The organism is Marinobacterium halophilum (assembly GCF_003014615.1).
Classification (GTDB): domain Bacteria; phylum Pseudomonadota; class Gammaproteobacteria; order Pseudomonadales; family Balneatricaceae; genus Marinobacterium; species Marinobacterium halophilum.
On the sequence record NZ_PYGI01000021.1, the window covers coordinates 32441 to 46160 of the forward strand.

General features: G+C 58.5%; 11 protein-coding genes. 7 read left to right on the top strand and 4 right to left on the bottom strand.

Annotated elements, in window-relative coordinates; genetic code table 11:
- Positions 1-208: 208 nt before the first annotated feature.
- From CLV44_RS14170 to CLV44_RS14190, 5 genes are all read left to right on the top strand, one after another.
- Positions 209-1840, top strand: a complete 1632-nt coding sequence (locus CLV44_RS14170; RefSeq protein ID WP_106592781.1) for a BCCT family transporter — start codon at positions 209-211, stop codon at positions 1838-1840.
- A gap of 87 nt (positions 1841-1927) precedes the next feature.
- Positions 1928-3799, top strand: a complete 1872-nt coding sequence (locus CLV44_RS14175) for a DUF294 nucleotidyltransferase-like domain-containing protein (RefSeq protein ID WP_106592782.1) — start codon at positions 1928-1930, stop codon at positions 3797-3799.
- Positions 3799-4554, top strand: coding sequence for a 3'-5' exonuclease (locus CLV44_RS14180; RefSeq protein ID WP_106592783.1), 756 nt, complete (start codon positions 3799-3801; stop codon positions 4552-4554). Before CLV44_RS14175 ends, CLV44_RS14180 begins: the two co-directional genes overlap by 1 nt.
- Before the next feature lie 471 nt (positions 4555-5025).
- Entirely contained in the window at positions 5026-6603 is a 1578-nt protein-coding gene (locus tag CLV44_RS14185) for a peptide chain release factor 3 (RefSeq protein WP_106592784.1), read from the top strand.
- Positions 6604-6649: 46 nt separating this feature from the next.
- Positions 6650-7420, top strand: a complete 771-nt coding sequence (locus CLV44_RS14190; protein WP_106592785.1) for a TatD family hydrolase — start codon at positions 6650-6652, stop codon at positions 7418-7420.
- Here CLV44_RS14190 and CLV44_RS14195 read toward each other — a convergent pair.
- Positions 7411-7806, bottom strand: coding sequence for a hypothetical protein (locus tag CLV44_RS14195; RefSeq protein ID WP_106592786.1), 396 nt, complete (start codon positions 7804-7806; stop codon positions 7411-7413). The two genes, CLV44_RS14190 and CLV44_RS14195, sit on opposite strands and share 10 nt — an antisense overlap.
- 89 nt (positions 7807-7895) lie before the next feature.
- Positions 7896-9806 carry a beta-ketoacyl synthase gene (locus CLV44_RS14200; protein WP_106592787.1) on the bottom strand — a complete coding sequence of 637 codons (1911 nt, stop codon included), beginning with the start codon at positions 9804-9806 and terminating at the stop codon, positions 7896-7898.
- 207 nt (positions 9807-10013) lie between these two features.
- On the opposite strand from CLV44_RS14200, the gene CLV44_RS14205 reads away from it, so the two are divergent.
- A complete protein-coding gene (locus CLV44_RS14205; protein WP_106592788.1) occupies positions 10014-10673 on the top strand; it encodes a YiaD family glycine zipper/OmpA-like lipoprotein in 660 nt (219 codons plus the stop codon).
- A gap of 81 nt (positions 10674-10754) precedes the next feature.
- Here the strand turns inward: CLV44_RS14205 and zapB are convergent, their stop codons facing one another.
- Entirely contained in the window at positions 10755-10949 is a 195-nt protein-coding gene (zapB, locus tag CLV44_RS14210) for a cell division protein ZapB (protein ID WP_106592789.1), read from the bottom strand.
- Positions 10950-10997: 48 nt separating this feature from the next.
- Complete coding sequence (locus CLV44_RS14215; RefSeq protein WP_170069359.1) at positions 10998-12221, bottom strand: flagellar assembly protein T N-terminal domain-containing protein; 1224 nt, start codon at positions 12219-12221, stop codon at positions 10998-11000.
- A 91-nt stretch (positions 12222-12312) separates the two neighbouring features.
- On the opposite strand from CLV44_RS14215, the gene CLV44_RS14220 reads away from it, so the two are divergent.
- Positions 12313-13719 carry a penicillin-binding protein activator gene (locus CLV44_RS14220; protein ID WP_170069360.1) on the top strand — a complete coding sequence of 469 codons (1407 nt, stop codon included), beginning with the start codon at positions 12313-12315 and terminating at the stop codon, positions 13717-13719.
- Position 13720 lies beyond the last annotated feature (1 nt).

Consider the following 13720-nt stretch of genomic DNA (forward strand, 5'->3'; position numbering starts at 1 on the left):
GTTGACGCCAGGGTTGATTGGAGGGCCATTATAACGCCGTTCAACCTTGTCTGAGCCTGCGACACGCTGCCGCAGGCGTATTGTCGCCGATCAGCAACTTGCGAACGAGGCGACAGATCAACATACTAATATACAAGTGTCGGCATAGGCGTGATTGCGCGCCGCGTCGAAGTGTTTAGTAAAGCTAACCTGAGGGAGACAGTCCGTAATGGCTGATAATAAAGATCCTATGATCCCCGATGGTGATGTCAATCCGATCGATACCGATTACCAAATCGGTCAGGATAACATTGTTGTCAACGTAGGCCCGTTTGGGCTCGATATCCATAACCGGGTGTTTGCGATTTCCGGCCTGGCGGTCATCGCATTCGTGGTGCTGACGCTGGTGTTTCAGACGCAGGCCGAACCTCTGTTCACCGCAATGCGCAACTGGTTGACCGGTAACCTGGACTGGTTCTTTATCAGTGCCGCCAATATTTTTGTGATCATTTGTCTGGGTTTGATCGTGTCCCCGTTGGGACGTGTGCGTTTGGGCGGGACCGAAGCGCAGCCCGATTACAGCTACCTGGGCTGGTTTTCCATGCTGTTCGCAGCCGGTATGGGCATCGGCCTGATGTTCTTCGGTGTCTCAGAACCTCTGTCGCACACGCTAAGCTCATTCGGTGGCGTCAGTCTGGGCGAGGATGGCTTGCGTACTGACTGGGCGCCATTGGGTGCTGCTGCCGGTGATGCCGCAGCTGCCGGTCAGTTGGGGATGGCGGCAACCATTTTCCATTGGGGTCTGCATCCCTGGGCAATCTATGCCGTGATGGCATTGGGTCTGGCGCTGTTCTCGTTCAACAAGGGTCTGCCGCTGACCATTCGTTCCGTATTCTACCCGCTGTTGGGTGAGCGTGTATGGGGCTGGCCGGGACATATCATCGATATCCTTGCGGTATTGGCGACGCTGTTCGGTCTGGCCACCTCGCTGGGTTATGGAGCCTCTCAGGCAACTTCGGGTCTCAATTATCTGTTCGGCGTGCCGTTGGGTGACACCACTCAGATCGTGCTGGTGGTGGTGATTACCGCGATTGCGCTGGTGTCGGTACTGGCGGGGCTGGATGCGGGGGTCAAGCGGCTGTCCGAAATCAACATGATTCTGGCGGTACTGTTGCTGGTGTTCGTGATCCTGGTGGGGCCAACCCTGCTGTTGCTGACCGGTTTCTTCGACAACCTGACGGCATATCTTACCTTTCTGCCTGAATTGTCCAATCCGGTCGGGCGTGAAGACGCCAACTTTGTCTCCGGCTGGACCGCGTTCTATTGGGCCTGGTGGATCTCATGGTCGCCGTTCGTTGGCATGTTCATCGCCCGTGTTTCCCGTGGTCGTACCGTGCGCGAGTTCCTGGTCTGCGTGCTGTTGATCCCGTCAACTGCCTGTGTGCTTTGGATGAGCGTGTTTGGCGGAACCGCGGTCGATCTCTACTTCACCGAAGGCTACACCGCGATCAAGGAAGCGGCACTGCCACTGCAGCTGTTCACCATGCTGGATGCGTTGCCGTTGGCAGAGATCACGTCGTTTATCGCAATCGTCCTGGTTGTCGTGTTCTTCGTGACCTCGTCGGACTCCGGCTCATTGGTCATTGACGTGATTGCAGCCGGTGGCAAGGTCGATGCACCGACGCCGCAGCGGGTATTCTGGTGTACCTTTGAAGGACTGGTGGCGATCGCGCTGATCCTCGGGGGCGGTTTGGCAGCCTTGCAGGCGATGGCGGTCTCCACGGGACTGCCGTTCACGCTGGTACTGTTGATGGCGTCGTTCTCCACCATCAAGGGGCTGGCGTCGGAACCGCGCAACTAGGGCTCGGGTGTCCAACTTCGACAGGCGGAGTCAGCGCATGCGCTGCTCCGCCTGTTTTCGTTTCAGTGCTGAAGAGAGGCCTCTGTGATGCAAGCGGAACATATTGAAATCGTCGACTTCCTGAGCCGGCACCAGCCGTTCAGCGAACTCTCTGAAGAGCAGCTCGCGCACGTGGCGACCCAGGTCCAAATCACCTATTTCAAGGCCGGTACTCAGGTGCTTGAATTCGGTGAAGAGATCCATGACTGGTATGTGATCCGTAGCGGTGCGGTGGAAATTTACCGGCGCAACGGAGATCTGTACAACCGCCTCAGCGAAGGCGGTTTCTTCGGCGAATTTGGCCTGCTGCGCAATGGCAGGGTACGTTTCCCGATTGTGGCACTGGAAGATACGCTGGTGTATCTGATCCCGGAGCCAGTGTTCAACGAACTGTTCGATGACAACGAGGCCTTTGCCGATATTGTCGAAGTGGAAGACCGTACCCGGCTGCGTCAGGCAGTGGCGCGGCGGCGTGAAGACGCCAATGAACTGATGACCGCGAAGATTGAAACCCTGGTCAAGCGTGAGGCGATTACGCTGCCCACTACGGCCACGGCACGTGATGCGGCAGTTCGCATGACCGAAGAGGGGGTCTCTTCGGTGCTGATCGTGGATGAGGCTGCAGAGGGGCGCCCGGTCGCAGGTATCATTACCGACCGTGACCTGCGCAACCGCCTGATTACGCCGGGGCTTGTCTTCGATACGCCGGTGACAGAGATCATGACTGCCGAGCTGATTGCGGTAGAACACGGCCAGTTTGTGTTCGAAGCGATGCTGCTGATGCTGCGTCATAATGTGCACCACCTGCCCGTGCTCAAACGGCAACAGCCGCTGGGTGTAATCGCGCTGTCCGATATCATCCGCTACGAGTCGCAGAACAGTCTGTTTGTGGTCAGTAGCATCTTCCGCGCCCAGAGTGTTGATGAGCTGGTGGCACTGCGCGGTGATGTCAGTGCCTGCTTCAGCCGTATGGTCAACGAAGACGCGAATTCGCAGATGATCGGCACGGCAATGTCGGTGATCGGGCGCAGTTTCAAGCAGCGTCTGCTCGAACTTGGCGAGGAGAAACTGGGGCCGCCGCCGGTACCCTATTGTTTTCTGGCTTTGGGCTCAATGGCGCGGGAAGAGCAGCTGATCGTCACCGATCAGGACAACGCCATGATTTTGGACAACCGCTTTGACCCCAAGCTACACGACGCCTACTTCAAGGCGCTGGCGGCTTTTGTCTGCGACGGGCTGGATGCGTGCGGCTATACATACTGCACCGGCAACATCATGGCGACCAACAACAAATGGCGTCAGCCATTGCATGTGTGGGAGCAGTACTTCAACGACTGGATCGAAAAGCCAACCCCGGAATCCCTGCTCAATAGCTCGATTTTCTTCGATCTTGAAGGCGTCTGGGGCGAAGAGTACTGGGCCAACATGCTCAATGATTTGATCTGGCGCAAGGCGCGGCGCAACCCGCGTTTCCTTGCCTGCATGGCGCGCAACGCACTGCGGCGTACGCCGCCGCTGGGGTTCTTCAAGGACTTCGTGATGGAGACCGATGGTCGCCACAGTAACTCGATCAACATGAAGCGGCGCGGTACGGCACCGTTGGCCGATCTGGTGCGGGTACATGCACTGGCAATCGGTTCCCGCGAGCGCAACACCTTTGACCGGCTCAAGGACATTATCGACTCGGACTTGTTGCCCCGTGGCCGCGGACCGGACCTGCGTGACGCGCTAGAGCTGATCGCCATGGTACGTATTCGCCATCAGGCGCTGGATCTGGAAGCGGGCAACGAACCGGACAATAATATCGAACCGGAAAACCTGTCCGACTTTGAGCGCAAGAATTTGAAAGATGCGTTTCAGATACTGTCCAATGCGCAGAAGTTCCTCAAATACCGTTACCAGCCGGGGCGCAGCAACTGATGTTGTATCTGGATAAGGACAAGTTGCAGAACGAACCCTCGTTGTCGGGGCAGGACCGGGCGATTACCGACTGGGCGGAGCGTTACCGTACGCTGGCCGTTTCGGCCCGTCATCCGGCGTTGAAAGCCTTTTACAGTGCCGGTGTGGTGGACGCCAGTACGCCGCTGTCCGAGGTGCCAATGGTGGCGATGGACTTTGAAACCACCGGGCTGGACCCGCACAAGGGCGGCATTGTCAGTATTGGCTTGGTGCCGATGACGATCAACCGCATCCACTGTGCCCAGGCCAGGCATTGGCTACTCAAGCCGCGGGCAGCACTGAGCAGCGAGTCGGTGGTAGTGCATGGCATCACCCATTCCGAGATCGCGTCGGCACCGGATCTGGTACATATTCTGGACGAGCTGCTGGCACAGCTGCAGGGCAAGGTAGTGGTGGTTCATCACCGTGGCATCGAGCGGGCCTTTCTCAATGCCGCACTGAAGGCGCGGATTCGCGAAGGCATCGAATTTCCGGTGATTGATACCATGGAGCTGGAAGCACGGCTGTATCGACGCAAGCGGATTGGCTTCTGGGCGCGGTTGTGTGGCCGCAAGCCGATATCCATCCGGCTGGCACAAAGTCGCGAACGTTACCATCTGCCGTTCTATCGTCCACACCATGCGCTGACCGATGCCATTGCCTGTGGCGAGTTGTTGCTGGCGCAGGTAGCCGATCGGTTCGAGCCGGACACACCCGTGTCGGAGTTATGGAAGTAACCGGAAACCGCACTCTGAATAATGGTTCCGGTCTCGGTTCAGACTTTGAATCGCCCGGTCTGTTGCTGCAGTTGTTGAGCATATCCATCCAGAGAGCGGCTGATCTTGCCGATCTCACTTGAGCTTGAGCTGTGGTCCTTATGCCGACACCATCCAGGCCCGATACGGCCTGGTTGAAACGGGTTAAAGTCTGAACTGCGGCGCTATCTCGCGTAGTGGTTAAAGTTTAAATCGCGAGTGTATGAGCTTGCAGCTGAACAGATGGATGGGCTCCACAGCCACCACATGATGGCCTGATTGGCTGGATGCTGGTTCCCGAGGTTGTGGATAAACCCGTCACTTGCGACAACAACCCATGCCAAAGCCGTTGTTTAACCCCGTGTGATCGGCGAGAATAACGCCCAATCCATGATCAATCGCACACACGGGGCGCAACGCCCTGTCCCTGTCCAGAACAGAAGACCCGAATTCATGTCCATTGCCCAGGAAGTTTCCAAGCGCCGCACCTTCGCCATCATCTCCCACCCTGACGCCGGTAAGACCACGATCACCGAAAAACTGCTGTTGCTCGGCCAGCTGATCCAGGTGGCCGGTACCGTCAAGGGCCGTGGTAGCGACCGCCACGCGACCTCTGACTGGATGAGCATGGAGCAGGAGCGTGGTATCTCCATCACCTCATCGGTGATGCAGTTCCCGTACAACGATCGTACCGTCAATCTGCTGGACACCCCGGGGCACGAAGACTTCTCCGAAGATACCTATCGCACTCTGACCGCCGTGGATTCGGCGCTGATGGTGGTCGATGGTGCCAAGGGGGTCGAGGACCGCACCATCAAGCTGATGGATGTCTGTCGTCTGCGTGACACGCCGATCTTCTCCTTCGTCAACAAGCTGGACCGCGATATCCGTGACCCCATCGAGTTGCTGGATGAGATTGAGGAGGTGCTGAAAATCAAGGCGGCTCCAATCAACTGGCCGATCGGCTCCGGCAAATGGTTCAAGGGTGTGTATAACCTCTATACGGACACCATCCACCTGTTCACGCCGGGGCAGGGTCACAAGCTGCCGGAAGACAAGCGTATTCAGGGGCTGGACTCCGATGAGGCGCGGGCACTGCTCGATGACGAGTATGACGAGTACGTTGACGAGATCGAACTGGTCCGTGGCGCGACCAACGAGTGGGATCAACAGGCCTATATGGAAGGTCGGCTGACACCGGTTTTCTTCGGTACCGCCTTGAGCAACTTTGGCGTTAAGGAGATGCTGGATGATTTCGTCGAATGGGCACCGGCCCCGCCGGCGCGTGCCACCGAAACCCGTGAGGTCGCCGCTGACGAAGATGCGTTTTCCGGCTTCGTGTTCAAGATTCAGGCCAATATGGACCCGAAACACCGTGACCGCATTGCCTTTATGCGCATCTGTTCGGGCTCCTACACCCGCGGCATGAAGATGAAGCATGTGCGCATCGGCAAGGATATCCGCATTGCCGACGCGGTAACCTTTATTGCCGGTGACCGGGAGAACGTGGAAGAAGCCTGGTCCGGCGATATCATCGGCCTGCACAACCATGGCACCATTCAGATCGGGGATACGTTTACGGCGGGTGAATCTCTCAAGTTCACCGGCATTCCGCACTTTGCACCGGAGATGTTCCGTCGTGTTCGCCCCACTGACCCGTTGAAGATGAAACAGCTGCAGAAGGGTCTGCAGCAGTTGTCGGAAGAGGGTGCGGTGCAGCTGTTCCAGCCGCTGCGCAACAATGACCTGGTATTGGGTGCGGTCGGTCAGCTGCAGTTTGAAGTGGTGGTGTTCCGTCTCAAGGACGAATACAAGGTCGATTGCCTGTATGAGCCGGTGAGTGTGCAGACGGCGCGCTGGGTCGAGTGCAACGATAACAAGATGCTGGAAGAGTTTCGCCGCAAGGGCTATGACAACCTGGCGGTGGATGGTGCCGGGCTGTTGACCTATCTGGCACCCACCCGGGTTAACCTGTCACTGACCGAAGAACGCTGGCCGGACATTCAGTTCCGCGCCACCCGCGAGCACTGATACGCGTCAGGGCACAGGCCTTTCCGGCCTGTGCCATACTCCCATCATGTTGATCGATACCCACTGCCACCTGGATTTTGCCGTTTTTGATGCCGATCGCGAGGCTGTTATCTGTCGTGCGCGAGCGGCCGGTGTCGGGCAAATTGTGGTGCCCTCCATCACTGTGGATAACTTTCAGCCGGTGCTCGATTTGTGTGCCACGTCGCCGCAGTTTTATCCTGCGCTTGGGTTGCACCCCTGTTTTCCACATGCGGCCGATTCAGCCATGCCGATGCTGGAGCAGGCACTGAATAACTCGTCGGTGGTCGCGGTTGGTGAGATCGGGCTCGATTTCCGCCCCGACCAGGCTGCGCCGGAGGCCCAGCTGGCGCTGTTCGAGCGGCAACTGCAGCTTGCCGAGCGGCTGCAGTTGCCGGTGTTGCTGCATGTGGTGAAAGCCCATGATCAGGTGCTCAAGTTGCTGCGCCGCCATTCACTGGTGCGCGGTGGCATTGTGCATGCCTTTTCCGGCAGTGAGCAGCAGGCGCAGATCTATGCTGGTCTGGGTTTCAAGCTGGGGTTTGGTGGTGCGATGACCCATGCGCGAGCGCACCGGCTGCGCCGTTTGGCTGTGGAGCTGCCGCTGGAATGGCTGGTGCTGGAAACGGATGCACCGGATATGCCGCTGGTCGGTTGTCAGGGGCAGCGCAACGAACCGTCGCAGGTCGCCGAGGTGGCGGCGTTGATTGCCGAGTTGCGGACACAGCCGATTGAGTACATTGCCGAGGTGACAACAGCGACGGCGCAGCAGTTGCTGCGCCTGCCGAATCAGCGGTAGATGCTGTTGTAGGCGTTGTCGATGGTGGTCCACACCGTGTCAGTGTGGGTGTTGATCGGGATGCGGAAATAGCGTCCGTCACTGTCCATCGGTGTGCTGGTATAGCTGCCGTCAGGCGGGGTCAGAATCATCCGTGCCAGGTCGGTCGGGTAATTGGGTCCGCTGATTGTCCGACCATAGACTTTCTCGATCGGTGCCAGTTGGGCACGCACCGAGACGATAGAGGTCAGATCCTGACAGTCAGCGGTTTCGCCGCGACAGAAACGGTAGTAGCGGGTATCCAGTGTATAGAACTGGTCAGCCGTGGGATCTTCCTTCAGCGCGCCAGACAGGTTGACGCATCCCCCCAGAGCCAGCACGGCGGCCAGCAGACTCAAACGCTTCATGACAACGTCCTGTATAAAAAATCGGTGCGTGCGAGTGTAGCAGATAATTCCGCCTCGACTCAGCCCCGCCCCTACAAGGATCTGCGCGTTCAGCACAGATCCTTGTAGGGGTTTTGGGTACGCAGAGATATAGGCTGATTGTAACCGGGCAGGCGGATTTCATCTGCGCTGATCTGCAGATCTTCACCGGTCAGAACATTGTAGTCATACCGGTAGATCGGGCGTGCCAGACCATTGATGGCCGCCTGGTTATAGGCTTCGGCCTGCTCGCGAACCTGCTCACGGCGCTGGCGCCAGGCGTTCATCGCCGTTTCACCATGACGTTTGGTCAACAGTTTTTCGACCGCATGCGGTGCCAGTACCGCAGCGCTGGCGTTGTTGCCACCAAACCCCTTGGCGTTGATCAGCACGGAATCCATGCCTTCAGCACCGGTGTTCAGGTGCTGCAGCGGCAGGTTCAGGTGGGAGTTATGCACATCGTCGGCGATCTCGGGTGTGGTGGTCAGGCCGGGGATGATGCCGTATTTCCACACGCCAAGGGAGGCAAACAACTGATCGCCGCCGGCGGTGCCCTGAGAGTGTCCCAGGTAGGCTTTTACGGCACTGACGTTCCAGGCCGGAATGTCGAAGGCCTTGGCGGTTTCATTGATGACGTGGGATTCGGTGACCCGGTTCTGTGGTGTGCTGGTGCCGTGAGCCTGCACGAAGCTGCGCTGGCGCAGGGACTCTTCACCCAGCATGTCGCTGACCAGAGAGGCCGCTTTGCCCAGGGTCATGTAGTTACCGATGCCCGGTGCCGAGATCGATTTCTTGTGGCCGTCGGCGTGGACGAAAACATCCGCCACGGCGCCATGGATATCGGCACCAAGCTCCAGCGCCAGATCATCGCTCATCAGCACCAGGAACTGGCTGGATTCACCCATGGTGAAGCCGCAGTTGTTGCCGAACGGGCGGCAGGCCTGACGATAGTGCTCTTCGGCCAGTTCAGCCAGGTTATCCAGTGCCTGCAATTGTTTGTCTTCAGCCAGCGCGCCCATGGCCCGGAAACCTTCAATGATTTCGGGCGTAACCGGTGCATCGCTGCCGCCGACCAGTACCAATTTGGAACGGCCGGTACGAATCGCTTCCACGCCACTTTTCAGGTTGTACAGGAAGGTGGCGCAGGCACCGAGTGCTCCGCCAGTGGTGCCGACATTGCCCAGCAGATAGGCATTGATAAAGTCGGCGGGCATCTGTGCATAACCCAGCGGCATCTGTTTGGACGTGGTGCGTTTGCCCAGTGCCGGGAATTTGGTCAGACCACCGAAGCCGAGATCATCAAGCTGGCCGATGGAGTTGCTGGCAAACACGGCAATCTGATCCGGCGGCAGGCGATCAATGATGCTGTCATAATCGATACCGACGGAGCGCAGGGCGTCCGAAGCGGCATATACGGCCATCTGCAGGCCGCGTGGGTGGTTACGCGACTGGTACAGTTTGCCCGGCTCGAATCCGGTGGGCAGCATGCCGGCGCTCTGCACCAGTGCGGTTTTACTGTCCGGGAAGATCAGCTCGCAGCTGCCGTCCACGGTAACTTCCGACTGGCCACCGCCGATATCGCGCAGGGTCCAATTGGCGGGAATTACCTGTGGCAGATGACGGTTGCGCAGGGTGAATTGCAGCGGTTGCTCACCGGTGTGGACCGTTGCCGGCCGGTTGAACATTACGGCGTTGACGTCAAACCAGTCGGGATGAATGCGGCGGATCAGGGTGTTGTTGCGCACCTGCTGCTCAACGGCGGCCGCCAGAGCCTTGCGGTCCGGCAGGGTGCTTTCGCCGAGCGTGAATTGCCCATTGTCGTATTGGGCCAGACCGGTCAAAGTGGCCAGGTCGGTCAATGTTTCCTGTCGACTGTGCTCATCCAGCTGATCAAGAATCAGACGGCGATAACCGTGGTGAAAAGAGGAACGACCAGCGGGGCTGATACCACCAAAACCGACAATGACAGGCAGTTGAGACAAAAGAAACTCCTCGGGGTGGTGATGCAGGTGACAGTTAAGGACAACAGTGCATTTTATCGCCTGAATGCTGAGCTGACCAGCACTGTACGCCGCTTTAAGTATTGTTGCAGTGCCTGTTTTTCATGACCCATTCAGCTATGCTGAGCTAAATAGACCACACTTACCGGTGCATACGCGGGTACCGGGTATCTGAATTCAGGAGAAAGCATGAAGAAACTGATGCTGGCAACGGCAATGAGCGCACTGGTACTGGGTGGTTGTACAACACTAGATCCTTATACCCAGCAATCGAAAACATCCAACGCAACCAAAGGTGCCGGGATCGGTGCGTTGACCGGAGCCGTACTGGGTGCGGCGGTTGCCGGCAAGGGTGATCGCAACGAAGGCGCGTTGGCCGGGGCCGTGATCGGGGGGGCCGTAGGCGGCGGTGCCGGTTATTACATGGACCGGCAGGAGATGTTGCTGCGCCAGGAGCTGGAAGGCACCGGTGTCCGCGTTGAGCGTGTGGGTGACGATATTCGCCTGATCATGCCGGGCAACATTACCTTTGCGACCGACAGTGATCGAGTGTCGCCGTCGTTTTATCCGGTGCTGGACTCCGTTGCCAAAGTATTGGCGAAGTTTGACCGCACTCAGGTGGCAGTCGAAGGCTATACCGATTCCACAGGTTCGTTCGAGTACAACCAGCAATTGTCGGAGCGCCGCGCCTACAGCGTATCGCGTTACCTGTCGTCGGTAGGGGTGAGTCAGTTGCGCCTGAATGCGCAGGGATTGGGTGAGCGTTACCCGATTGCGAGCAATGATTCGGCTGGTGGACGGGCGATGAACCGTCGGGTGGAAATCAAGATCCGAGGTACTCAGCGTTAATATAGGTGGCCATGTCCGTCGGTTGACGGGCGGGTGAAACTGAAACAGGGACATTCATGATGTCCCTGTTTCATCTGTCGGTCAGATATCTTCGCTATCCTTCAGACGATCAAACTTGCCCAGCATCCGCTGCAGGCCCTGTTCGGTCTGCGCACGATCTTCTTCGAGGCTCTGTTTTTCCTGACGCAGCTCGCTGACTTCGAGACGCAGCAGCTCAACTTCTTCAATCAGTCCTTCAATCTTGCTTTCCAGTTCGGTAAAGAGTCCGCTCTGCATGGTGCCTTGCTCCTTGACGCGTGATCAAAGGGCTCAAGACTAAGCTGCTCAATGCGCAATTACAATATCGTCCTGTTGAATGTTCAATGTTTCGCTGTCGACGTCGAGGGTGCCGCTGGCCAAGTTGGGCTGAGTGCGGGTGATGGTCAGGCTGTGCTCGGTATTGACCAGTTCATATTCAGGGCGCATCTGGCTGTCGTAGTGGGTCAGACGGCGGTACACGCTCAGTCGATCACCGGGCTTGAGACCGTCAATGCTGCCGGCACTGATCCAGACCTCCTTGTTGCGGGTGCGGGTGATGCGTGCAGTAAAAGGTTCGCAGGTCAGCTGCAGCTGGATATCATTGCTGATCGCGCGGATCACGCTACGCAGTTCCTGACCGAACGGCTGTTGCCAGAATGCGGGGGTACCGAAACCGACTTTGGCATGCGCATCGGCATTCCAGTCAGCATTCATGTGATAACGCTGCTGGTGCTGCAGGGTGCCGGTGAGTGCGTCGTGGATGAACAGGTCGAGTACAAAGTCGCGTTTATGGTAGCGGTCGACGACATCGGCCTGACGGTAGAGGTCGACCAATATGTTGGGGTCGCGGGGGCCAATGGCCTGGTGAGGTGCCAGGCTGCGGATGACGCCGCTGACCAGATACTGCACCTGGTGCTGTTCACTGCTGTGCAGCAGGGTGGTCAGGGTGCCTTCGGGTAACATGCGCACCGGTGCCGTACCGGGATTGCCGATGATGTTGAGGCTGCCGGCATCAAGGGCGTCGAAGGTGCTGCTCTGGCGCAGTTCGTAGGCCAGCAGAGTGGCCAGTCCTTGCTGAATCTCATGCAGGTAGCCGTTATTGGCTTCCTGTGGCTGTTCCAGCGGGAAGTGGGTCACCGCCAGTGATTTGCGGTAGGCCGTTTCGGGGTGGCTGTCCTTGCACCCTTGGGCGATGTCGACGTCGGCAATGATGGTGACACTGATCTGGCCGCGGCTGATCTGCTCGTCGATGATGCGGACATTGCTGACTTTGCCCAGTGAGCGCAGACGCAGGGTGTCGATTTCCAGGATGCCATCGCGGGCCTGGCGCGTTGAGCTCAGCCATGAGGCGGCTTGTGACGATGCCTGTGCCATGGCACGCTGCAGCGCCTGTTGCCGTCCCAATCCCGGATCTTCAGCTGTATGGGGGGCTTGGCCGGTGGCTTCGATCGCCAGTGCGACAGCTCGCCCGGGCAACAGCAGCAGGGTGAATAGGGCAACGTGGAGCAGGGCGGTAGCGATGTGCTTCATAAAACCGGCATCCGAACAGAAGGTAGGCATTTCTGGATTGTAGCGGGGAAAAACACCATATTACAGGCTCGAAGGATGGATGGGTCAATTGATGTCACGGCTATGCATATGTCTGCTGTTACTGCTGCTCGGGTGGCTGCCTGTCGGGTCTGTATTGGCTGCAGATCGGGATGAAGCATTGCGCCTGCAGATCAACCGATTGGCCGGTCAGGCATCAGCCGTTGAGCTGGGCCGTATCTGGCAAGCGTTGCAGCGTCTGTCGGCGGAACAACTGAGTGCGCAGGTGCGTGATCAGAACAATAACTACTTCGAGCAGGGATGGTTCGAACTGGCCAGCGATTATCGTTTGGCGCTGCCGCCACAGCGATCGGCGCAGTTGGCCCACTGGCAGCAGCGCTGGTTCCACCATCCGGCGATGGCGCTGATATCGCGCCTGCAGCAGGTATCGACAGCCATGCCGGTGCCGGAACGAGTGGCACATCTGGGGGTGCTCCTGCCGTTGAGTGGGGCCTTCGCCGAGCAGGGACAACAGGTGCTGGCGGGCCTGCGTGCGGCGCTGGATTGGGACCGTCGACAGGGTTATGCCGTCCCCGAACTGCAAGTGTTTGACGCTGCTGACATCCAGACGACGCAGCCTTTTCTGCAGCAACTGGCTCGAGACCATCAGCTGGATATGCTGGTCGGGCCGATGCAACGCCGGCTCAGCCTGCAGCTGGACAGCCCGCAGCCGTTCCCGGTGTTGGCCTTGAACCGTGTCGGGGGTGGGCGTTTCAATGGTTATCAGCTTGATCTGGCTTCCGATCAGGAGCTGCGTCAGCTGGTGGCCCGGATGCAGCAGGCCGGGCAACGCCGTATTCTGCTGCTGGCACCGGCTGAGGAGGTCTGGGTCGAGCCATTGCTGGCCTGGGTCGAACAGTTGACGGCAGAGCAGGGCATTGTCATTGCCGGGCGGGTACGCTATCAGGGTACGCCAGAGCAGTTGAATCAACAGGTACAGCGTGTGCTGGGGGTGCAGGCCAGCAAGCGGCGGGCGGTACAGCTGGGCATGCTCCTGGGGGAAGAGCCGGTGCATGAGCCTCGGCGGCGGCAGGATGTGGATGCGGTGCTATTGATTGCGCGCCCGGGCGCGGCTCGCTTGCTCAAACCGATTTTGAACTTCCATCAGGCTTCAGCGTTGCCGGTCTACGCCAGCTCACACCTGTTCAGTGGCGATATCGATCCGCACAGGGATCGTGACCTGGAAGGGATTCTGTTCTGTGACATGCCCTGGCGGCTGCGGCAACGGCTACAACCGGATTCATCCAGTGGCTTTTTTGCCTTGGGCATGGATGCGGCTTCAATATATCGCGCCTTGCCACAGATGCAGTCTGCCGTCTCGGGCTATTTCGAGGGCGAAACGGGCAACCTGCGTCTTGATGTCGGTGGTCGGCTGCAGCGTACCTTGCCCTGTGCGCGCTTCCGACAGGGGGTTCCTGTACTGGTCGAGGCTGTTGAGTGAA

Excerpts from the sequence above, each read along its gene's own strand:
- CLV44_RS14170 (WP_106592781.1), top strand. The coding sequence starts at position 209 with ATGGCTGATAATAAAGATCCTATGATCCCCGATGGTGATGTCAATCCG.
- CLV44_RS14175 (WP_106592782.1), top strand. The coding sequence starts at position 1,928 with ATGCAAGCGGAACATATTGAAATCGTCGACTTCCTGAGCCGGCACCAG.
- CLV44_RS14180 (WP_106592783.1), top strand. The coding sequence starts at position 3,799 with ATGTTGTATCTGGATAAGGACAAGTTGCAGAACGAACCCTCGTTGTCG.
- CLV44_RS14185 (WP_106592784.1), top strand. The coding sequence starts at position 5,026 with ATGTCCATTGCCCAGGAAGTTTCCAAGCGCCGCACCTTCGCCATCATC.
- CLV44_RS14190 (WP_106592785.1), top strand. The coding sequence starts at position 6,650 with ATGTTGATCGATACCCACTGCCACCTGGATTTTGCCGTTTTTGATGCC.
- CLV44_RS14195 (WP_106592786.1), bottom strand. The coding sequence starts at position 7,806 with ATGAAGCGTTTGAGTCTGCTGGCCGCCGTGCTGGCTCTGGGGGGATGC.
- CLV44_RS14205 (WP_106592788.1), top strand. The coding sequence starts at position 10,014 with ATGAAGAAACTGATGCTGGCAACGGCAATGAGCGCACTGGTACTGGGT.
- zapB (WP_106592789.1), bottom strand. The coding sequence starts at position 10,949 with ATGCAGAGCGGACTCTTTACCGAACTGGAAAGCAAGATTGAAGGACTG.
- CLV44_RS14215 (WP_170069359.1), bottom strand. The coding sequence starts at position 12,221 with ATGAAGCACATCGCTACCGCCCTGCTCCACGTTGCCCTATTCACCCTG.
- CLV44_RS14220 (WP_170069360.1), top strand. The coding sequence starts at position 12,313 with ATGTCACGGCTATGCATATGTCTGCTGTTACTGCTGCTCGGGTGGCTG.